Genomic DNA, 18,053 nt, shown 5'->3' on the forward strand with positions numbered 1-18,053 from the left:
GTCCCCATGACCTCGAAAGCAGCCCCCCTTCGCCTGTCCACGGCTTCAGCCAGCTTCGACGCTGAATTCAAGGCGCGGCTGCATTGGTCCGCGGATGCCGACGCGGCCATCGAGAAGGTGGTGGCCGACATCCTGGCCGACGTGCAGAAGCGCGGCGATGAGGCGGTGCTCGCATACACGAACCGTTTCGACAAGCTGGACGCGAAGACGCTGCCCGAACTGGAACTGACGCAAGCCGAATTGAAGGCCGCATTCGAGGCACTGCCCGCGGCGCAGCGCGATGCGCTCGAAGCCGCCGCGCGCCGGGTGCGCAGCTATCACGAGGCCCAGAAGAAGGCCGGCGGTGAGAGCTGGAGCTACCGCGACGCCGACGGCACGCTGCTGGGCCAGAAAGTCACGCCGCTCGACCGGGTGGGCATCTACGTGCCGGGCGGCAAGGCCGCCTATCCGTCGAGCGTGCTGATGAACGCCATTCCGGCGCACGTGGCGGGCGTGGGCGAGATCATCATGGTCGTGCCGACTCCTAAAGGGGAGAAGAACCAGCTCGTGCTCGCTGCCGCCTACGTGGCCGGCGTGACGCGCGGCTTCACCATCGGCGGCGCGCAGGCCGTGGCCGCCTTGGCCTACGGCACCGCCACCATTCCCGCGGTCGACAAGATCACCGGCCCCGGCAACGCCTACGTGGCCGCCGCCAAGCGCCGCGTGTTCGGCACCGTGGGCATCGACATGATCGCGGGCCCGAGTGAAATCCTCGTGCTGGCCGACGGCAGCACGCCGCCCGACTGGGTGGCGATGGACCTGTTCAGCCAGGCCGAGCACGACGAGCTCGCGCAGAGCATCCTGCTGTGCCCCGATGCCGCGTACATCGACCGCGTGCAGGCCGAAATCGACCGCCTGCTGCCCGGCATGCCGCGCGCCGAGATCATCGCCGCTTCGCTCAACGGCCGCGGCGCGCTCATCCACACCAGGAGCATGGAAGAGGCCTGCGAGATCAGCAACCGCATCGCCCCGGAGCACCTGGAGGTGAGCAGCCGCGAGCCGCAGCGCTGGGAGCCGCTGCTGCGCCACGCCGGCGCGATCTTCCTCGGCGCCTTCACCAGCGAGAGCCTGGGCGACTACTGCGCGGGCCCCAACCACGTGCTGCCCACGAGCGGCACGGCGCGCTTCTCGAGCCCGCTGGGCGTGTACGACTTCCAGAAGCGCTCGAGCCTCATCGAAGTGAGCGAAGCCGGCGCGCAGGTGCTCGGCCCTATCGCCGTCACGCTGGCCGAAGGCGAAGGCCTGCAGGCGCACGCCGAGGCGGCGCGCATGCGGCTGCGCAGGATCTGAAGCCCGCCCGCCGCCGGCTGGAGCAAAGCAAGATGGCGCGACGCCGTTCCTTTCATCGTTCGCGCGCGGCGGCATGGCTGCTGGCGCTCGCGGCGGCGGGCTCGGCGCACGCCATGAGCATCCGCGAACTGCGCACGCTCGAAGCGAGCGAGAAGGACGGCAAGGCCTACGCGAGCTACTACCTCGTCGGCGTGCTCGAAGGCCTGCGCGAAGGGGTGGAAGCCTCGCAGCGCAACGGCCAGAAGCCGATCTTCTGCATCGAGGGCCGGCGCCTGGAGCCTTCGATGGCACGCTCCCTCTATCAAACCGAGCTGACCCGCAACGCCGACAGCTACGAAGCCGACATGCCGGTCCAACTGGTCATGGCCGGCGCCCTCCGAAACAGCTACCGCTGCACCCGATGACATCTTCTTCCCCCGCCGCCCGCCCGATCGACCGCATCCGCTCCGACGTGCAGTCCATGCACGCCTATGCAGTGCAGGACGCACGTGGCTTCGTCAAGCTCGACGCCATGGAAAACCCGTTCGGCCTGCCGTCCGCGCTGCAGGCCGAGCTTGGCGCGCGGCTCGGCGCGCTGGCGCTCAACCGCTATCCGGGCGAGCGCGGGACCGACCTGCAGCGCGCACTGGCCGCGCACGCACAGATGCCCGAGGGCTTTTCGCTGATGCTGGGCAACGGCTCCGACGAACTGATCTCGCTGCTCGCCATCGCCTGCGACGTGCCTGGCGCCGCGGTGCTCGCGCCCGTTCCGGGCTTCGTGATGTACGCCATGAGCGCGAAGCTGCAGGGCCTGCGCTTCGTCGGCGTGCCGCTCACGGCCGATTTCGAGCTCGACGAGGCGGCCATGCTGTCGGCCATTGCGCGCGAGAAGCCGGCCCTCGTGTACCTGGCGTATCCGAACAATCCCACCGCCAACCTCTGGGACGATGCTGCCATCGAGAAGATCGTGCAGGCCCAGGGCGAGCAGGGCGGCCTGGTGGTGATCGACGAGGCCTACCAGCCCTTTGCGGCCCGGAGCTACATCGACCGCCTCGCGCGGCATGGCCACGTGCTGCTGATGCGCACGCTCAGCAAGTTCGGCCTGGCCGGCATCCGCCTCGGCTACCTCATGGGCCCGGCCGCGCTGGTCGCCCAGATCGACAAGGTGCGCCCGCCCTACAACATCAGCGTGCTCAATTGCGAATGCGCACTGTTCGCGCTCGAGCACGCCGAGGTGTTCGAGGCCCAGGCGCGGCAGATCCGCGACGAGCGCCACCGCCTCATGATGGGGCTGGGCCGGCTTGCGGGCGTGAAGGCCTGGCCGAGCGACGCCAACATGATCCTCGTGCGCGTGCCCGATGCCGCCAAGGCCTTCGAGGGCATGAAGGCGCGCGGGATTCTTGTGAAGAACGTTTCTAAAATGCACGAACTGCTCGCAAACTGCCTGCGCCTCACCGTCGGAACGGCCGACGAGAATGCGCGGATGCTCGCGGCACTCGAAGCCTCACTATGACCACCCCCCAGACCGCCGATCGCACCGCATCGGTCACCCGCAACACCGCCGAGACGAAGATCACCGTCAGCGTCAACCTGGACGGCACCGGCAAGGCCAGGCTCTCCACGGGCATCGGCTTCTTCGACCACATGCTCGACCAGATCGCCCGCCATGGCCTGATCGACCTCGAGATCGACTGCCAGGGCGACCTGCACATCGACGGCCATCACACGGTGGAAGACGTGGGCATCACGCTGGGCCAGGCGGTGGCCAAGGCCGTGGGCGACAAGAAGGGCATCCGCCGCTACGGCCACGCCTATGTGCCGCTCGACGAGGCGCTGAGCCGCGTGGTCATCGACTTCTCGGGCCGCCCCGGCCTGGCGATGCACGTGCCGTTCACGAGCGGCATGATCGGCACCTTCGACAGCCAGCTCACCTACGAGTTCTTCCAGGGCTTCGTCAACCACGCCTTCGTCACGCTGCACATCGACAACCTCAAGGGCGTCAATGCGCACCACCAGTGCGAGACCGTGTTCAAGGCCTTTGCGCGCGCGATGCGCGGCGCGCTCGAACTCGATCCACGCTCCGTCGGCGTCATTCCATCGACCAAGGGTTCGCTCTGAACATCCCCGTCGCCAAGCTATGAAATCTGTAGCAAATACCGTCGCCGTGGTCGACTACGGCATGGGCAACCTGCGCTCCGTCTCGCAGGCCGTGCAGCATGCGGCCGACCAGGTGGGCGTGCAGGTCTTCGTCACCTCCGACCCCGAGGTGGTGCGCAAGGCCACGCGCGTGGTGCTGCCGGGGCAGGGCGCGATGCCCGACTGCATGCGCGAACTGCACGACTCCGGCCTGCAGGAGTCGGTGCTCGAGGCGGCCGCGAGCAAGCCGCTCTTCGGCGTGTGCGTGGGCATGCAGATGCTGCTGTCGCGCAGCGACGAGGGCCCGACCGACGGGCTTGGCCTGATTCCGGGCGAGGTCGTCAAGTTCGACCTGGCCGGCCGGCTGCAGCCCGACGGCAGCCGCTTCAAGGTGCCGCAGATGGGCTGGAACCAGGTGCGCCAGGCCCGGCCGCACCCCGTGTGGGCGGGCGTTCCGGACATGAGCTACTTCTATTTCGTGCACAGCTTCTATGCCCGGCCGGCCGACACCCGGCACAGCGTGGGCGAGGCCGATTACGGCGCATGCTTTACCGCCGCCGTCGCACGCGATAACATTTTTGCCACCCAGTTCCACCCGGAGAAGAGTGCGGACCACGGGTTGCAGCTCTACCGAAATTTCCTCCACTGGAATCCCTGACCTTATATTCCCGCCCGGGCCGAACCTTCCTCAGCCCGGATTCCGCACACTCGCGTCACTTCCATGCTCCTCATTCCCGCCATTGATCTCAAAGACGGCCACTGCGTTCGCCTCAAGCAGGGCGACATGGACCAGTCCACCATCTTCAGCGAAGACCCCGCCGCCATGGCCCGCAAGTGGGTCGAAGCCGGCGCGCGGCGGCTGCACCTGGTCGACCTGAATGGCGCCTTTGCCGGCAAGCCGCAGAACCACGCGGCCATCAAGGCGATCCTGCGCGAGGTGGGCGACGACATTCCGGTGCAGCTGGGCGGCGGCATCCGCGACCTGGACACCATCGAGCGCTACATCGACGACGGCCTGCGCTACGTGATCATCGGCACCGCCGCGGTCAAGAACCCCGGCTTCCTGAAGGACGCCTGCGTGGCCTTCGGCGGCCACATCATCGTGGGGCTCGACGCCAAGGACGGCAAGGTGGCCACCGACGGCTGGAGCAAGCTCACGGGCCACGAGGTGGCCGACCTGGGCAAGAAGTTCGAGGACTACGGCGTCGAATCGATCATCTATACCGACATCGGCCGCGACGGCATGCTCTCGGGCATCAACATCGATGCCACCGTGAAGCTCGCGCAGGCCTTGACCATCCCGGTGATCGCCTCGGGCGGCCTGTCGAACATGGCCGACATCGACCAGCTCTGCGCGGTCGAGTCCGAAGGCGTCGAAGGCGTGATCTGCGGCCGGGCCATCTATTCGGGCGACCTCGATTTCGCCGCCGCGCAAGCCCGCGCGGACGAACTCGCCGGCGCCTGAGGCACTTCCTTCCGTAGCGCGGCGTGCTCTCCGCGCTTGCCATTGCCAACTACCGCTCGTTGCGCCAGCTGACAGTGCCGCTCGGGCGGCTCACGGTGGTGACCGGGCCCAACGGCAGCGGCAAATCGAGCGTCTACCGCGCGATGCGGCTTCTGGCGGACATTGCCAACGGCGGCGTGATCCGGTCGCTGGTGCGCGAGGGCGGCCTCTCTTCCACCCTGTGGGCCGGGCCCGAGCGCTTTTCGGCCGCCATGCTGCGCGGCGATGCGCCGGTGCAGGGCACTATCCGCAGCGAGCCGGTTGCGCTGAAGCTGGGCTTCGCCGGCACCGAGGCCGATGAATTCGGCTATGCCATCGACATCGGCCTGCCGCCGCCGATTCCGGCAACGGCCTTCTCGCGCGACCCCGAGATCAAGCACGAAGCCATCTGGCACGGCGCGTTGCTGCGGCCCGCGGCGCAGCTGGTCGACCGCAAGGGCGCGGCACTGCGCCTGCGCGAGGGCAAGGGCTGGCAGGCCATCGGCCGGCCCATTCCCGCCTTCGCCAGCATGATGACCGAGTATGCCGATCCGCAAGCCGCGCCCGAGATGCTCGCGCTGCGCGAGCAGATGCGCTCCTGGCGCTTCTACGACCACTTCCGCTCCGACGCCGATGCGCCCGCGCGCCAGCCGCAGCTCGGCACCCGCACGCCGGTGCTCGCCAACGACGGCGCCGACCTGGCCGCGGCGCTGCAGACCATCCGCGAGATCGGCGACGGCGAGGCGCTTGACCGCGCCGTGGACGATGCCTTTCCGGGCGCGCGCGTCGAGGTGCGCGCGATCGAAGACCGCTTCGAGACGCTGATGCACCAGCACGGCCTGTTGCGGCCGCTGACGGCGGCGGAGCTTTCGGACGGCACCTTGCGCTACCTGCTCTGGATTGCCGCGCTGCTGACACCGCGGCCGCCGGCGCTGCTGGTGCTCAATGAGCCCGAGACCAGCCTGCATCCCGACCTGCTGCCCGCGCTCGGCCGGCTGATCGCGCAGGCCGCGCGCGGGTCGCAAGTGATCGTGGTGTCGCATGCCGCGCGGCTGATCGCCGCCCTCGAGGACAGCGGCGAGCTGCAATCCGTGGTGCTCGAGAAGCGCTTCGGCGAAACCCGCATCGCCAATCTCGACATGAGCGAGATCCCGCATTGGGCGTGGCCGGCGCGCTGACCGCCCGGGTGGTTATTCCGCCTTCACCGCCATCGTCTGGATGATCGCCTGCAGCTGCGCGCTCATCGGCAGGTCGATGCTTTCCCCGGTGGGCAGCTTGCGCAGGAACCAGCGCTTGTACTGGCGCTCGATTTCGCCGTCCTGCGCCAGCACCTGGAAGGTGTCGTTGATCACCTTGCCCAATTGCGTATCGCCCTTGCGGTACATGATGCCGTAGGGATCGTAGGAGAGGTAGTCGCCGACCACTTCGTACTGGGCCTTGGCGGCTTCCCGCGCGATCAGGCCATAGAGCAGCACGTCGTCGGTGGCAAAGGCGTCGGCCTGGCCGCTTTTCACCAGCCCGAAGGAGTCGGCATGGTCCCGCGCCACCCGCAGGTCGATATCGAGCCTGAACTTCTGCGACAGCTCGCGCAGCGTCTTCTCGTTGGTGGTGCCTGCGGTGACGGCCACCCGCTTGCCCGCCAGGTCGCGGAACGACCTGATCGGCGACCCCTTCTTCACCAGCACCTTGGTGCCAGAGACGAAGATGGTGGGCGAGAAGCTCACGCGCTTTTGCCGCTCGAGGTTGCTGGTGGTCGAGCCGCATTCGAGATCGACCGTGCCGCGCTCGACCGCATCCATGCGCGAATCGGAGGTCACCGGCACCCACTTGATCGCGAGGCTCTTGTTCACCGCCTCTTCAATGGCCGTGACCAATTCGCGGCAGAGCTCGATCGAATAGCCGACAGGCTCCTGGCGTGCATTGAGAAAGGAAAACGGCACCGATGACTCGCGGTAGCCGATGGCGATGGTGCCGCTCTCGCGCACCTTGGCGAGGGTGCCCGTCAAGGTCTCCGGGGCCTGCTGCTGCGCCCTGGCCGGGGTTGCCGCGCCAAGCGAAGCGGCCGCCAGCAGTCCGGCAAGAAGAAGCGACAGCGCGGCCTTGGCCTTCATGGCGAGCCTCATGCGTGGGCCGGATGGGCGAGGGTGGCTGCGGCTTCGGCGTCGAGTGCCTTGGCATTCACCGCCGCATCGCTCTCGGAGAGCAACTCGCCCTCCCACTTGGCGACCACGGCCGTGGCGATGGAGTTGCCCACCGCGTTGGTGGCCGAGCGCCCCATGTCCAGGAAGGTGTCGACGCCCAGGATCAGCAGCAGGCCGGCTTCCGGAATGTCGAAATGGTTGAGCGTGGCCGCAATCACCACCAGCGAGGCGCGCGGCACGCCGGCCATGCCCTTGGAGGTGAGCATCAGGATCAGCAGCATCGTGATCTGCGTGCTGATCGGCATGTGGATGTTGTAGGCCTGCGCGATGAAGAGCACCGCGAAGGTGCAGTACATCATCGAGCCGTCGAGGTTGAACGAATAGCCCATCGGCATCACGAAGCTCGAGATCTTGCGTCTCACGCCGAAACGGTCGAGCGCCTGCAGGATCTTCGGGTAGGCCGCTTCCGAACTCGCGGTGGCGAACGAAAGCAGGAAGGCTTCCTTGATGAGTGCCAGCAGCTTGAACACGCGCGGGCCCAGGAACGAAAAGCCCGCCAGAACCAGCACGCCCCACAGCACGAACAGGCCCAGGTAGAAGTCGCCCATGAAGACAGCGAACTTCAGCAGGATGCCCAGGCCGTTCGTCGCAACGGTGGCCGCCATGGCGGCCATGACGGCAAGGGGCGCCAGCTTCATCACGTAGCCTGTGATCTTGAGCATGGCGTGAGAGAGTTCGTCGATGGCGGCCACCAGCGTGCGGGCCTTGTCGCCGAGCGAAGCGAGCGCCACGCCGAAGAACATCGAGAACACCACGATCTGCAGGATCTCATTGTTGGCCATGGCCTCGGCAAAGGACTTCGGCACCATGTGGCTCACGAAGTCCTTGAGCGTGAACTTCGCCGTCGCGAGGTTGGCCGAAGCGCCGATGTCCGGCAGCGGAAGGCCCAGGTTTTCGCCGGGCTTCAGCACATTGGCCATGACCAGGCCGATGACCAGCGAGATCAGCGAAGCGGTGAAGAACCATCCGAGCGACTTGCCGAACACGCGGCCCACCGACTTGGCGTCGCCCATGTGCGCGATGCCCACCACCAGCGTGGAGAACACCAGCGGGCCGATCAGCATCTTGATGAGGCGCAGAAACACGTCCGACACAATCGACACGTAGCCTGCGATCTGCGCTGCGGCCTTCTTGTCGGGAAAGCTCGTGAAGATCATGTAGCCGACAAGAATCCCGAGCACCATGGCGATCAGGATCCAGGCGGCGGCCGGCAGTTTTCTCTTCATGTGTGTCCCTTCGAGGTGTGTGTGGTTCTGGAGCGGGCGCGCATCGGCCGGCGCCCTGTTCTTGCGCGGCAGCGAAGGGTATCCAAGAAGGTCCCCTGCACGCAACCGGCACCGGTGCGGCGGCAATGAAGTCTTAAGTGTCCAATGCCAATTCCGTGCCACGGAATCTCCGCTGCCTACAATTCTCCAATGGATATCAGCTCGATCGAGTTTCGCGGCCAGCCCGCGCTGCGTGCCGCCGGCGCCGATGGCAGCACCTTCACCGTGTCTTTGCACGGGGCGCAGCTGCTTTCCTGGACCACGGCCGATGGGACGCAAAGGCTCTACCTGAGCCCCCGCGCGGTGTTCGACGGGCAGGCGGCAATCCGCGGCGGCGTGCCCATTTGCTGCCCCCAATTCAACCAGCGCGGCATGTTGCCCAAGCATGGATTCATGCGCAATCTGCCTTGGGAAAACAGAGGCATCGACGCCGCATCGGGCGAACTAACCCTGCGGCTGCGCGACAGCGAGGCCACGCGCAAGCTCTGGCCGCACGCTTTCGAGGCGCGGCTGCAGATCGGCATGGCCGCGGGCCGGCTGCGCACCATGCTGACGCTGCTCAACACCGGCCATGGGCCGTTCAGCTTCGCCGCGGCGCTGCACACCTACCTGCGCGTCGGCGACATCGCGCAGGTGCGCCTCGAAGGCCTGCAGGGTGCCAACCGCTGGGATTCGCTGCGCGACGACCGCCATGTGGAAACGGCCCCGTCGTTGCATTTCGATGCCGAATTCGACAGCGTCTACGCCGCGCCCGCGAAGCCGCTGCGCCTGGTGCAGCCCGGCGGCACGCTCGAAATTGCGCAAAGCGCCAGCTGCAGCGAAACCGTGGTCTGGAACCCCGGTGCCGTGCTGGGTGCGAAACTCGCCGACATGCCCGAAGATGGCTACAGGCACATGCTCTGCGTGGAGGCCGCGCGCATCGACGAGCAGGTCATGCTCGTGCCCGGCGCCCAATGGCAGGGCTGGCAGCAGCTTCGCGTTCTCTGATTTCTTCCCTTACGACCGACCATGCTCGCAAAACGCATCATTCCCTGTCTCGACGTCACCGGCGGCCGCGTGGTCAAGGGCGTCAACTTTCTCGAACTGCGCGACGCCGGCGATCCGGTCGAGATTGCGGCGCGCTACAACGCGCAGGGTGCCGACGAACTCACCTTTCTCGACATCACGGCCACCAGCGATGGGCGCGACCTGATCCTGCCGATCATCGAGGCGGTGGCCTCGCAGGTCTTCATTCCATTGACGGTGGGCGGCGGCGTGCGCACCGTGGCCGACGTGCGCCGGCTGCTCAATGCGGGCGCCGACAAGACCAGCTTCAATTCGGCGGCCATTGCCGATCCGCAGGTGATCAACGACGCCTCCCAGAAGTACGGCTCGCAATGCATCGTCGTGGCCATCGATGCCAAGCGCCGCAGCCCCGAAGAAGCCGCCACGCGCGGCGCGGGCTGGGACGTGTACAGCCACGGCGGGCGCAAGAACACCGGCCTGGACGCCGTCGAATGGGCGACCGAGATGGTGCGCCGCGGCGCCGGCGAGATCCTGCTCACGAGCATGGACCGGGACGGCACCAGGAGCGGCTTCGATCTCGAACTCACCCGTGCGGTGAGCGACGCCGTCAATGTGCCGGTCATTGCCTCGGGCGGGGTGGGCAGCCTCGACGACCTGGCCGACGGCATCCAGGCCGGCGGGGCCGACGCGGTGCTGGCCGCCAGCATCTTCCACTACGGCGAGCACACCGTCGGCGAGGCGAAAGCCCGCATGGCCGCGCGGGGCATTCCCGTTCGGACTTGATCCGCTTCAGGGCCGCCCGGGCGGTGGGACAATACCCGCCATGAATTGGCTTGACGAAGTGAAATGGGACGCGAACGGGCTGGTGCCCGTGATCGCGCAGGAACAGGGCAGCAACGACGTGCTGATGTTCGCCTGGATGAACCGCGAGGCGCTCGAAAAGACCGCCGAGCTCGGGCGCGCCGTGTATTTCAGCCGCTCGCGCAACAAGCTCTGGTTCAAGGGCGAGGAATCGGGCCACGTGCAGACCGTGCACGAGATCCGCCTCGACTGCGACAACGACGTGGTGCTGCTCAAGGTCACCCAGCTCGGCCACGCGCCCGGCATTGCCTGCCACACCGGTCGCCACAGCTGCTTCTTCAGCAAATACGAGAAGGGCCAGTGGCACGTGGTCGAGCCGGTCTTGAAAGACCCGGGGTCGATCTACAAATGACAGCCACAGTGAACACCTCGGACGCCCTCGCACGCCTGGCCGCGGTCATCGAAAGCCGCCTGCCCGCGCGCGGCGGCGACCCCGACAAGAGCTACGTGGCGCGCCTGCTGCACAAGGGCCCCGATGCCTTTCTCAAGAAGATCGGCGAGGAAGCCACCGAGGTGGTCATGGCCGCCAAGGATGCCGACCATGGCGGCGACCGCACAAAAATAGTGAACGAAGTGGCCGACCTGTGGTTCCACACCATGGTGGCGCTGGCGCACTACGGTTTCTCGCCCGGCGAGGTGATCGCGGAGCTCGAGCGCCGCGAGGGCACCAGCGGCATCGAGGAAAAAGCCCTGCGCAAGGCGCAGGCCCGCGAGGCATCCAACGATTGAAAGGACGCGTCCCATGGCCAACGACATCGTGAACGTGGAGCCCGACGACTCGCTCAAGACCTGGGGCTGGGTCAGCTACATCCTGCACCTGATCGTGGCCATTGGCGCCGTCCTGCCGGGCGCGCAGGCCTCGGTGGCGCTGCTGCTGCTGGCGCTGCTGATCGATTTCATCAAGCGCGACGACGCGGCCGGCACCTGGCAGGCCACGCATTTCAGCTGGCGCATCCGCTCGGTGCTGTGGGCGGGCCTGCTGTACATCCTGACCTCGTGGCTCTGGCTGCTCTTTCTCGTGCCGGGCTGGATCGCCTGGAGCCTCATTTCGCTGTGGTTTCTCTACCGGATCGTGAAGGGCATGATCCGCATGAACGGCAGCCATCCCATGGAACCCAAAGATGTCATCTGATCCGAACTGCGTCTTCTGCAAAATCATCGAAGGCAAGATTCCTTCGCGCAAGGTCTACGAGGACGACGAGCTGTTCGGCTTTCACGACATCTCCCCCTGGGCGCCGGTGCACTTCATGCTCGTGCCCAAGCGGCACATCGCCTCGATGGCGCAGCTCACCCCCGACGACGCCGCGCTGATGGGCCGGATCATGACGCTGGCACCCCGGCTCGCGCTGGAGCAGGGCTGCAGGCCCTATCCGGAGGGCGGCTACCGGGTCGTCGTCAACACCGGCGCCGAGGGCGGGCAGGAGGTCCACCATCTCCATGTCCACGTCATGGGCGGCCCCCGCCCGTGGCTGCGCGGCTGAATCCCATTAATCCGAACTGTCACATTCAGCCCGACTAAAATCGGACACATTCTTAGGAGTCTTCCATGGGTTCTTTTTCTATCTGGCACTGGCTGATCGTGCTGCTCGTCGTGGTCATGATCTTCGGCACCAAGAAGCTGCGGAACATGGGTTCCGACCTTGGTGGCGCCGTCAAGGGCTTCAAGGACGGCATGAAGGACGGCAGCACCACCGATGCACCCGCCGCTTCGTCGGCTCCTGCAGCGCAGGTGACCGGCCAGCCGGCCAACAGCGACAAGTCCACCATCGACGTCGAAGCGCGTCAGAAGTCCTGAGCGCAGGTCATAAGTGCTCGACCTCGGCATTGAGAAGCTGGCGCTGATCGGCGTCGTGGCTCTGATCGTCATCGGGCCGGAAAAACTGCCCCGGGTGGCGCGCACCGTCGGCACCCTGCTGGGCAAGGCGCAGCGCTATGTGAACGACGTCAAGGCTGAAGTCAACCGCTCGATGGAGCTGGACGAACTGCGCAAGATGAAGGGCACGGTGGAAGATGCCGCCCGGGACGTCGAGCAGAGCATCCACAGCGGCGCAAGCGAACTCGAGAAGCAGTTCTCCGGCTCGGGCGAAACGCTTTCGGCCCTGGCCGAACCCGAGCCCGCGGTGCCCGAATACAGGCATCCCCGCAAGAACTGGCGCCTGAAGCAGGGTGCCACGCCGCAGTGGTACAAGGCGCGCAACGGCGTGCGCACCAAGGCGCTCTCGGGGGCCGCGCGCGTCGCCCGCTTCCGTCCCCACAAGATCAACTAGCGGCTTTCCCACCAGCGCGTTCCTCGTGCGCCGCACGCCGGCCGAAGCCACGCTTTTCTTCTGCTTTTTCTCTTTCCAATGGCCGATTCCGACAACAAGAACAAAGACGCAGAAGACGAGCTGGCAGGCACCGAGCAACCGTTCGTGCAACATCTGGTCGAGCTGCGCGACCGGCTGCTCTACTGCGTCTACGGCCTGGCGGTCGCGGGCATCCTGCTGGCCATCTGGCCGGGCCCGGGCGGGCTGATCGACCTGATCGCGATGCCGATCCGCGCGCACATGCCGCCGGACGCCAAGCTCATCGCCATCGGCGTGTTCTCGCCGTTCTTCGTGCCGCTCAAGGTGCTCATGATGACGGCGGTGCTGCTGGCGCTGCCCTGGCTCATGTACCAGGCCTGGATGTTCATTGCGCCGGGCCTCTACAGCCATGAAAAGCGCTTTGCGCTGCCGCTGATCTTCTTCGGCAGCCTGCTGGCCTATGCGGGCATCGCCTTCGTGCAGTTCTTCGTGCTGGACAAGATGTTCAGCTTCATCCAGAAGTTCACGCCGGCCGCGGTGGCGGCCACGCCCGACATCTCCTCGTATGTCGAAGCCATCCTCTCGCTCTACATCGCGTTCGGCGTGGCCTTCCAGGTGCCGATCGTCGTGATGCTGCTGGTGCGCTTCGAGATGGTCACCATCGAGAAGCTCAAGTCCTTCCGCGGCTACTTCATCGTTGTGGCCTTCGTGGTGGCCGCGGTGCTCACGCCGCCGGACGTGGTGTCGCAGCTCGCGCTGGCGGTGCCGATGTGCCTGCTCTACGAGGTCGGCATCATCGGTGCGCGCTATTTCGCGAGTACCGGCAAGAAATCCGAAGAGGAAGAGAAAAGCGCCGATTCCTCGGCGTCTTCCTGACCGGTCATTCGGGCTGGTTCGGCACCTGCCGCATCGGGCTCTTGGGCCGCAGGCCCGGCGTCACGTCCAGTTCCATCTTGTCGGTGCCGCGCTGCAGCGCGAAGCGCGTGGTGCTGCCGGGCTTGAGGCCGGCCACGGCGGTCAGCAGGGCCTGCACGTTGTCGGTCTTCTTTTCGCCGACCGAGGTGATCACGTCGCCCGGACGGATGCCGGCCTTGGCCGCGGGGCCGTTCTGCAGCACGCCGGTGATGATGACGCCGGCATCGGCCTTCACGCCGAAGGTTTCGGCCAGTTCGGGCGAGAGTTCGTTCGGCTCGACGCCGATCCATCCGCGGCGCACCTGGCCGTCCTTCACGATGCCTTCGAGCACGATCTTCGCCATGGAAACGGGAATCGCGAAGCCGATGCCCATGCTGCCGCCCGAGCGCGAATAGATGGCGGTGTTGACGCCTTGCAGGTTGCCGTTCACGTCGATCAGCGCGCCGCCCGAATTGCCGGGGTTGATGGCCGCGTCGGTCTGGATGAAGTTCTCGAAGTTGTTGATGCCGAGCTGGTTGCGCCCCAGCGCCGAGACGATGCCGCTGGTGACCGTCTGCCCCACGCCGAAGGGATTGCCGATGGCCAGCACCTGGTCGCCCACCTGGAGCTCGTCGGAATTGCCCAGCACGATCGCGGGCAGCTTGTCCATCTCGATCTTGAGCACGGCAAGGTCGGTGTCCGGGTCGGTGCCGATCACCTTGGCACGCGTGTGGCGGCTGTCGTTGAGCGTGACCTCGATTTCGTCCGCGCCTTCGACCACGTGGTTGTTGGTCAGGATGTAGCCCTCGGCACTCACGATCACGCCGCTGCCCAGCCCGACCTGGGGCTGGTCGCCCTGGTCGCCGAAGAAAAAGCGGAACCACGGATCGTTGCTGCGGGGATGGCGCTGCGCGGCCTTGCTGGTGTTGATGCTCACGACAGCCGGCGAGGCTTTCTTTGCGGCCGCGCTCAGGCTGCCGGCCGCTGGCGCCGCGGGGACGCCCGCAGGTGCTTCGACGATCGACACCACGCCTCCCAGCGAGGTGGCGCGGCGGTTGATCCACTCGGGCTTGAGCGTGGCAACAACGAAATAGGCCGCCAAAAGGACGGTCACGGCTTGGGCAAAGAGCAGCCAGGTGCGTTTCATGAAGCTTGAGATAAAACGGGGGAATACGCCGTCCACGCGGCGCCAACGGGTCCATTGTCCCTCAACCCCCATCCGCCAGAAACCGCGCGCTGCGGTCGAGAATGACAAAGGTCCGGTGCGCCAATAAGGGATAACCCTTAGCATCGCACAGCGAGCCCACACGGCTCCGAGTTCCGGCCTTCCGCGCCGCCCACCCGGTGGGCGCGGCCTGGCGTTTCGCCTGCGCGCCGATTTTCCGCTTCCCATCCCTCGGCGGCCCGGCGCGCGGCAACGACCTCCCTGCCCGCAATGACTTCTCACGCAATCTCCCCGGACGGCACGCAGCCGGCGCCGGCGCGCGCGCTCGGCGCGCGCGACTACAAGACCCTGGCCCTGTCTGCGCTCGGCGGAACGCTGGAGTTCTACGACTTCGTCATCTACGTGTTCTTCGCCACCGTGCTGGGTGCGCTTTTCTTTCCCGCCGACATGCCCGACTGGCTGCGGCAGCTCCAGACTTTCGGCATCTTCGCCGCCGGCTACCTGGCCCGCCCGGTGGGCGGCATCGTCATCGCGCATTTCGGCGACCTGCTCGGCCGCAAGCGCATGTTCACGCTGTCGATCTTCCTGATGGCGGCGCCCACGCTGGTCATCGGCCTTCTGCCTACCTACGCGAGCATCGGCATCGCCGCACCCTTGCTGCTGCTGGCCATGCGCGTGCTGCAGGGCGCGGCGATCGGCGGCGAAATGCCCGGTGCCTGGGTGTTCATCGGCGAGCACGTGCCGGCGCGGCGCTACGGTTTTGGCATCGGCATGCTGACCTCGGGCATCACGGGCGGCATCCTGCTGGGCTCTCTCGTGGCCGTGGCCATCAACCGCCACTATTCGCCGGCGGAGGTGAGCGGTTTTGCCTGGCGCATTCCCTTCGTGCTGGGCGGCGTGTTCGGCCTCGTCTCGGTGTATCTGCGCCGTTTCCTGCACGAGACGCCGGTCTTCAAGGAGCTGGCAGACCGCAAGACCGTGGCGCGCGAGCTGCCGCTGCGCACCGTGCTGCGCGAGCACCGCGCGGCCAGTGTCTACGTGGCGCTGCTGACCTGGGTGCTGTCGGCCGCCATCGTGGTGGTGGTGCTGTACACGCCCACCTACCTGCAGAAGGTGCACCACATCCCGGCTGCGCTGGCGCTGGAAGCCAATGCACTCGCCACGCTGACGCTGACCATCGGCTGCATGCTGGTCGGCTGGGCCAGCGACCGCATCGGCACGCGCGCCGTGATGCTCGTCGGATGGGGCGGCCTGTTCGTGACGGCTTACCTTTTCTACACGGGGCTGCCCGGCGCGCCGGCCACGCTGTTCTGGCACTACGGCCTGGTGGGATTGTTCGTGGGCACCATCGCCACCGTGCCGATTGCCGGCGTGCGCGCGTTTCCGGCGCCGGTGCGCTTCACGGGGCTTTCGTTCGCCTACAACATGTCGTATGCCGTGTTCGGCGGACTGACGCCCGTGATCCTCACGCTCTGGCTGCAGCACGACACCATGGCGCCGGCGCATTACGTCGCCGTGCTGGCCGGGCTGGGTTTCGTGCTGGCCCTGTGGCCATTGGCGGCGCGCGGCCATGCGATGCGCGACGGCATCGGGAGCGCGACAATGGCGCGATGAGCACCACTCGCCATGAATTGCTGCATGCCTTCGACCTGCTCCTTGCGCCGTCGCGCTTCAAGGACTACGGACCCAATGGCCTGCAGGTCGAGGGCCGCACCGTGGTGCGGAAGATCGTCTCCGGCGTGACGGCGAGCCGCGCGCTCATCGAGGCCGCCATCCATGCCGAGGCCGACGCCATCTTCGTGCACCACGGCCTGTTCTGGCGCGGCCAGGACGGTTGCGTCACCGGCTGGATGAAGCAGCGCCTGGGCCTGCTGCTGGGCGACGACGTCAACCTCTTCGCCTACCACCTGCCGCTCGATGCGCATCCGGAGCTTGGCAACAACGCGCAGCTCGGCCTGCAGCTCGGCTTGCTCGCCCATGCGGGCGCGACGGGACGCTTCGGCGAGCAGGAGCTGGGCTTCCTCGGCGCGCGCAACAACGGGGAAGCCTTTGCCAGCGCCAAGGAACTGGCCGCGCATGCGGAGAAGGTGCTGCAGCGGCCCGTCACCCTGGTGGACACGACGCACCGTCCGATCAAGAACATCGCCTGGTGCACGGGCGGCGCCCAGGGCTACTTCGAGGCGGCCATTGCGGCCGGGGCCGATGCCTTCATCACCGGCGAGATCTCCGAACCCCAGGCCCACTACGCCCGGGAGATGGGCGTCGCCTTCCTGGCCTGCGGCCACCATGCCACCGAGCGCTATGGCGCGCAGGCGGTGGCCGGCCACGTGGCGGCCCAGCTCGGGCTGAAGCACGAGTTCATCGACATCGACAATCCGGCATGAGCGGCCAGGCTCCCCGCGCTCCCGTCGCCATCACGCTGGGCGATCCCGCGGGCATCGGCCCGGAAATCATCGCCAAGGCTTTCCGCCAGGCGCCCGACGCCACGCGCGGTGCTTTCGTGGCCGGCGACGTGGCCGCGATGCGCCGGGCATCGCAGGCGCTGGCGTCGCCGGGGCAACCCGCCTGGCCGGTGGCGCAGATCGAGCGCATTGCCGAAGCGGCCGAGATGCCGCCGGGCTGCATTCCGGTGCTGCAGGTGGTGGCGGCGCCGGCGCAAGACATCGTGCCGGGACGGATCGGCGCCGAAGCCGGCCGCGTGGCTGGCAACTGCGTGGTCTGGGCTGCACGCGCCGCATTGCGGGGCGAGATCGCCGCCATCGTCACGGCGCCGCTGCACAAGGAAGCACTGGCCGCGGCCGGGTTTCCCTATCCCGGCCACACCGAACTGCTGCAGGCCGAAGCCGCCGCGCACGCGGGCGTCGCGGTGGACGGCATGCCGGTGCGCATGATGCTGGCCAACGACGAGTTGCGCACCGTGCTGGTGAGCATCCACATGTCGCTGCGCGACGCCATCACGGCCGTGAGCTTCGGCAGCGTGCTGGAGACGCTGCGCATCACCCACCGCGCCTTGCAGCGCATGCTCGGGCGGGCGCCGCGCATCGGCGTGGCCGGCCTCAATCCGCATGCGGGCGAGGGCGGACTGTTCGGCTCCGAAGAGTGCGACATCATTGCACCGGCCATTGGAGCCGCCCAGGCCGAGGGCATCGACGCCCACGGGCCTTATGCGCCCGACACCGTCTTCATGCGCGCGCGCGCCAGGCCCGGCGTGCCGGGAAGCGGCGAGTTCGACGTGGTGATTGCGATGTACCACGACCAGGGCCTGATCCCGGTCAAGTACCTTGGCGTGGAGAAGGGCGTGAACGTGACGCTAGGCCTGCCGCTGGTGCGCACCAGCCCCGACCACGGCACCGCATTCGATATTGCGGGCACCGGCCGGGCCGATGCGTCGAGCCTCATCGAGGCGCTGCGCATGGCCAGAACCCTGGTGGGCGCCTGATCAGGAAGGCT

Annotated in this window: 22 protein-coding genes; 19 read left to right on the forward strand and 3 right to left on the reverse strand. The window is 67.1% G+C overall.

Annotation, left to right across the window (positions count from 1 at the left end; translation table 11 throughout):
• Positions 1-6: 6 nt before the first annotated feature.
• The 7 genes from hisD to FB547_RS07795 all read left to right on the forward strand — a co-directional run bounded on the left by hisD (position 7) and on the right by FB547_RS07795 (position 6,105).
• Complete coding sequence (hisD, locus tag FB547_RS07765) at positions 7-1,329, forward strand: histidinol dehydrogenase (RefSeq protein WP_145741038.1); 1,323 nt, start codon at positions 7-9, stop codon at positions 1,327-1,329.
• Positions 1,330-1,361: 32 nt separating this feature from the next.
• Positions 1,362-1,733: a hypothetical protein gene (locus FB547_RS07770; RefSeq protein ID WP_145741040.1), complete on the forward strand. Its 372-nt coding sequence runs from the start codon at positions 1,362-1,364 to the stop codon at positions 1,731-1,733.
• Positions 1,730-2,821 carry a histidinol-phosphate transaminase gene (gene hisC / locus FB547_RS07775; RefSeq protein WP_145741042.1) on the forward strand — a complete coding sequence of 364 codons (1,092 nt, stop codon included), beginning with the start codon at positions 1,730-1,732 and terminating at the stop codon, positions 2,819-2,821. Before FB547_RS07770 ends, hisC begins: the two co-directional genes overlap by 4 nt.
• On the forward strand, positions 2,818-3,426 hold the full coding sequence (gene hisB, locus FB547_RS07780; protein WP_145741043.1) for an imidazoleglycerol-phosphate dehydratase HisB: 609 nt from the start codon (positions 2,818-2,820) through the stop codon (positions 3,424-3,426). Before hisC ends, hisB begins: the two co-directional genes overlap by 4 nt.
• A gap of 19 nt (positions 3,427-3,445) precedes the next feature.
• Positions 3,446-4,102: an imidazole glycerol phosphate synthase subunit HisH gene (gene hisH / locus FB547_RS07785; protein ID WP_145741045.1), complete on the forward strand. Its 657-nt coding sequence runs from the start codon at positions 3,446-3,448 to the stop codon at positions 4,100-4,102.
• Positions 4,103-4,165: 63 nt separating this feature from the next.
• Positions 4,166-4,909 carry a 1-(5-phosphoribosyl)-5-[(5-phosphoribosylamino)methylideneamino]imidazole-4-carboxamide isomerase gene (gene hisA, locus FB547_RS07790; protein WP_012746319.1) on the forward strand — a complete coding sequence of 248 codons (744 nt, stop codon included), beginning with the start codon at positions 4,166-4,168 and terminating at the stop codon, positions 4,907-4,909.
• Between the two features lie 23 nt (positions 4,910-4,932).
• Positions 4,933-6,105 carry an AAA family ATPase gene (locus tag FB547_RS07795; protein ID WP_145741064.1) on the forward strand — a complete coding sequence of 391 codons (1,173 nt, stop codon included), beginning with the start codon at positions 4,933-4,935 and terminating at the stop codon, positions 6,103-6,105.
• Positions 6,106-6,117: 12 nt separating this feature from the next.
• Here FB547_RS07795 and FB547_RS07800 read toward each other — a convergent pair whose 3' ends face one another.
• Both FB547_RS07800 and FB547_RS07805 read right to left on the reverse strand, forming a co-directional pair.
• Entirely contained in the window at positions 6,118-7,038 is a 921-nt protein-coding gene (locus tag FB547_RS07800; protein WP_145741066.1) for an amino acid ABC transporter substrate-binding protein, read from the reverse strand.
• An 8-nt stretch (positions 7,039-7,046) separates the two neighbouring features.
• Positions 7,047-8,354 carry a dicarboxylate/amino acid:cation symporter gene (locus tag FB547_RS07805; protein WP_145741068.1) on the reverse strand — a complete coding sequence of 436 codons (1,308 nt, stop codon included), beginning with the start codon at positions 8,352-8,354 and terminating at the stop codon, positions 7,047-7,049.
• Between the two features lie 189 nt (positions 8,355-8,543).
• Here FB547_RS07805 and FB547_RS07810 point away from each other — a divergent pair, with 189 nt between their 5' ends.
• From FB547_RS07810 to tatC, 9 genes are all read left to right on the forward strand, one after another.
• Positions 8,544-9,380 carry a D-hexose-6-phosphate mutarotase gene (locus tag FB547_RS07810; protein ID WP_145741070.1) on the forward strand — a complete coding sequence of 279 codons (837 nt, stop codon included), beginning with the start codon at positions 8,544-8,546 and terminating at the stop codon, positions 9,378-9,380.
• Positions 9,381-9,401: 21 nt separating this feature from the next.
• Positions 9,402-10,181, forward strand: a complete 780-nt coding sequence (gene hisF, locus FB547_RS07815) for an imidazole glycerol phosphate synthase subunit HisF (protein ID WP_145741072.1) — start codon at positions 9,402-9,404, stop codon at positions 10,179-10,181.
• A 31-nt stretch (positions 10,182-10,212) separates the two neighbouring features.
• Positions 10,213-10,611, forward strand: a complete 399-nt coding sequence (gene hisI, locus FB547_RS07820; protein ID WP_186454139.1) for a phosphoribosyl-AMP cyclohydrolase — start codon at positions 10,213-10,215, stop codon at positions 10,609-10,611.
• The gene (locus FB547_RS07825) at positions 10,608-10,988 is read left to right on the forward strand and encodes a phosphoribosyl-ATP diphosphatase (protein ID WP_012746326.1); all 381 of its coding nucleotides are present in this window, start codon (positions 10,608-10,610) and stop codon (positions 10,986-10,988) included. The genes hisI and FB547_RS07825 overlap by 4 nt, the downstream gene beginning before the upstream one ends.
• 13 nt (positions 10,989-11,001) lie before the next feature.
• Positions 11,002-11,391 (forward strand): DUF4870 family protein, encoded by a 390-nt coding sequence (locus tag FB547_RS07830; RefSeq protein ID WP_145741075.1) that lies wholly within the window; start codon positions 11,002-11,004, stop codon positions 11,389-11,391.
• Positions 11,381-11,740, forward strand: coding sequence for a histidine triad nucleotide-binding protein (locus FB547_RS07835; protein WP_145741077.1), 360 nt, complete (start codon positions 11,381-11,383; stop codon positions 11,738-11,740). Before FB547_RS07830 ends, FB547_RS07835 begins: the two co-directional genes overlap by 11 nt.
• Positions 11,741-11,805: 65 nt before the next feature.
• Positions 11,806-12,054 (forward strand): Sec-independent protein translocase subunit TatA, encoded by a 249-nt coding sequence (gene tatA / locus FB547_RS07840; protein WP_012746329.1) that lies wholly within the window; start codon positions 11,806-11,808, stop codon positions 12,052-12,054.
• A gap of 13 nt (positions 12,055-12,067) precedes the next feature.
• Positions 12,068-12,526: a Sec-independent protein translocase protein TatB gene (gene tatB, locus FB547_RS07845; protein WP_124957405.1), complete on the forward strand. Its 459-nt coding sequence runs from the start codon at positions 12,068-12,070 to the stop codon at positions 12,524-12,526.
• A gap of 78 nt (positions 12,527-12,604) precedes the next feature.
• Positions 12,605-13,420: a twin-arginine translocase subunit TatC gene (gene tatC, locus FB547_RS07850; protein ID WP_145741079.1), complete on the forward strand. Its 816-nt coding sequence runs from the start codon at positions 12,605-12,607 to the stop codon at positions 13,418-13,420.
• Between the two features lie 4 nt (positions 13,421-13,424).
• Here the strand turns inward: tatC and FB547_RS07855 are convergent, their stop codons facing one another.
• Entirely contained in the window at positions 13,425-14,585 is a 1,161-nt protein-coding gene (locus tag FB547_RS07855) for a S1C family serine protease (RefSeq protein ID WP_145741081.1), read from the reverse strand.
• A gap of 288 nt (positions 14,586-14,873) precedes the next feature.
• On the opposite strand from FB547_RS07855, the gene FB547_RS07860 reads away from it, so the two are divergent.
• From FB547_RS07860 to pdxA, 3 genes are read left to right on the forward strand one after another with little or no spacing between them, the layout of a single operon-like run.
• Complete coding sequence (locus FB547_RS07860; RefSeq protein ID WP_145741083.1) at positions 14,874-16,217, forward strand: MFS transporter; 1,344 nt, start codon at positions 14,874-14,876, stop codon at positions 16,215-16,217.
• Positions 16,214-16,987 carry a Nif3-like dinuclear metal center hexameric protein gene (locus tag FB547_RS07865; protein ID WP_145741085.1) on the forward strand — a complete coding sequence of 258 codons (774 nt, stop codon included), beginning with the start codon at positions 16,214-16,216 and terminating at the stop codon, positions 16,985-16,987. Before FB547_RS07860 ends, FB547_RS07865 begins: the two co-directional genes overlap by 4 nt.
• Positions 16,984-18,042 carry a 4-hydroxythreonine-4-phosphate dehydrogenase PdxA gene (pdxA, locus tag FB547_RS07870; protein ID WP_145741087.1) on the forward strand — a complete coding sequence of 353 codons (1,059 nt, stop codon included), beginning with the start codon at positions 16,984-16,986 and terminating at the stop codon, positions 18,040-18,042. The genes FB547_RS07865 and pdxA overlap by 4 nt, the downstream gene beginning before the upstream one ends.
• The last annotated feature ends 11 nt before the right edge of the window (positions 18,043-18,053 follow it).

Source organism: Variovorax beijingensis (assembly GCF_007828835.1).
GTDB lineage: Bacteria > Pseudomonadota > Gammaproteobacteria > Burkholderiales > Burkholderiaceae_C > Variovorax > Variovorax beijingensis_A.

What these genes read in the sequence shown, in the direction of transcription:
- FB547_RS07800 (WP_145741066.1), bottom strand. Translation starts at nt 7,038, where the DNA reads ATGAAGGCCAAGGCCGCGCTGTCGCTTCTTCTTGCCGGACTGCTGGCG.
- FB547_RS07835 (WP_145741077.1), top strand. Translation starts at nt 11,381, where the DNA reads ATGTCATCTGATCCGAACTGCGTCTTCTGCAAAATCATCGAAGGCAAG.
- tatC (WP_145741079.1), top strand. Translation starts at nt 12,605, where the DNA reads ATGGCCGATTCCGACAACAAGAACAAAGACGCAGAAGACGAGCTGGCA.
- FB547_RS07855 (WP_145741081.1), bottom strand. Translation starts at nt 14,585, where the DNA reads ATGAAACGCACCTGGCTGCTCTTTGCCCAAGCCGTGACCGTCCTTTTG.
- hisD (WP_145741038.1), top strand. Translation starts at nt 7, where the DNA reads ATGACCTCGAAAGCAGCCCCCCTTCGCCTGTCCACGGCTTCAGCCAGC.
- hisB (WP_145741043.1), top strand. Translation starts at nt 2,818, where the DNA reads ATGACCACCCCCCAGACCGCCGATCGCACCGCATCGGTCACCCGCAAC.
- FB547_RS07830 (WP_145741075.1), top strand. Translation starts at nt 11,002, where the DNA reads ATGGCCAACGACATCGTGAACGTGGAGCCCGACGACTCGCTCAAGACC.
- FB547_RS07865 (WP_145741085.1), top strand. Translation starts at nt 16,214, where the DNA reads ATGAGCACCACTCGCCATGAATTGCTGCATGCCTTCGACCTGCTCCTT.
- FB547_RS07770 (WP_145741040.1), top strand. Translation starts at nt 1,362, where the DNA reads ATGGCGCGACGCCGTTCCTTTCATCGTTCGCGCGCGGCGGCATGGCTG.
- FB547_RS07805 (WP_145741068.1), bottom strand. Translation starts at nt 8,354, where the DNA reads ATGAAGAGAAAACTGCCGGCCGCCGCCTGGATCCTGATCGCCATGGTG.
- hisA (WP_012746319.1), top strand. Translation starts at nt 4,166, where the DNA reads ATGCTCCTCATTCCCGCCATTGATCTCAAAGACGGCCACTGCGTTCGC.
- pdxA (WP_145741087.1), top strand. Translation starts at nt 16,984, where the DNA reads ATGAGCGGCCAGGCTCCCCGCGCTCCCGTCGCCATCACGCTGGGCGAT.
- hisC (WP_145741042.1), top strand. Translation starts at nt 1,730, where the DNA reads ATGACATCTTCTTCCCCCGCCGCCCGCCCGATCGACCGCATCCGCTCC.
- hisH (WP_145741045.1), top strand. Translation starts at nt 3,446, where the DNA reads ATGAAATCTGTAGCAAATACCGTCGCCGTGGTCGACTACGGCATGGGC.
- FB547_RS07810 (WP_145741070.1), top strand. Translation starts at nt 8,544, where the DNA reads ATGGATATCAGCTCGATCGAGTTTCGCGGCCAGCCCGCGCTGCGTGCC.
- tatA (WP_012746329.1), top strand. Translation starts at nt 11,806, where the DNA reads ATGGGTTCTTTTTCTATCTGGCACTGGCTGATCGTGCTGCTCGTCGTG.
- FB547_RS07825 (WP_012746326.1), top strand. Translation starts at nt 10,608, where the DNA reads ATGACAGCCACAGTGAACACCTCGGACGCCCTCGCACGCCTGGCCGCG.
- hisF (WP_145741072.1), top strand. Translation starts at nt 9,402, where the DNA reads ATGCTCGCAAAACGCATCATTCCCTGTCTCGACGTCACCGGCGGCCGC.
- FB547_RS07860 (WP_145741083.1), top strand. Translation starts at nt 14,874, where the DNA reads ATGACTTCTCACGCAATCTCCCCGGACGGCACGCAGCCGGCGCCGGCG.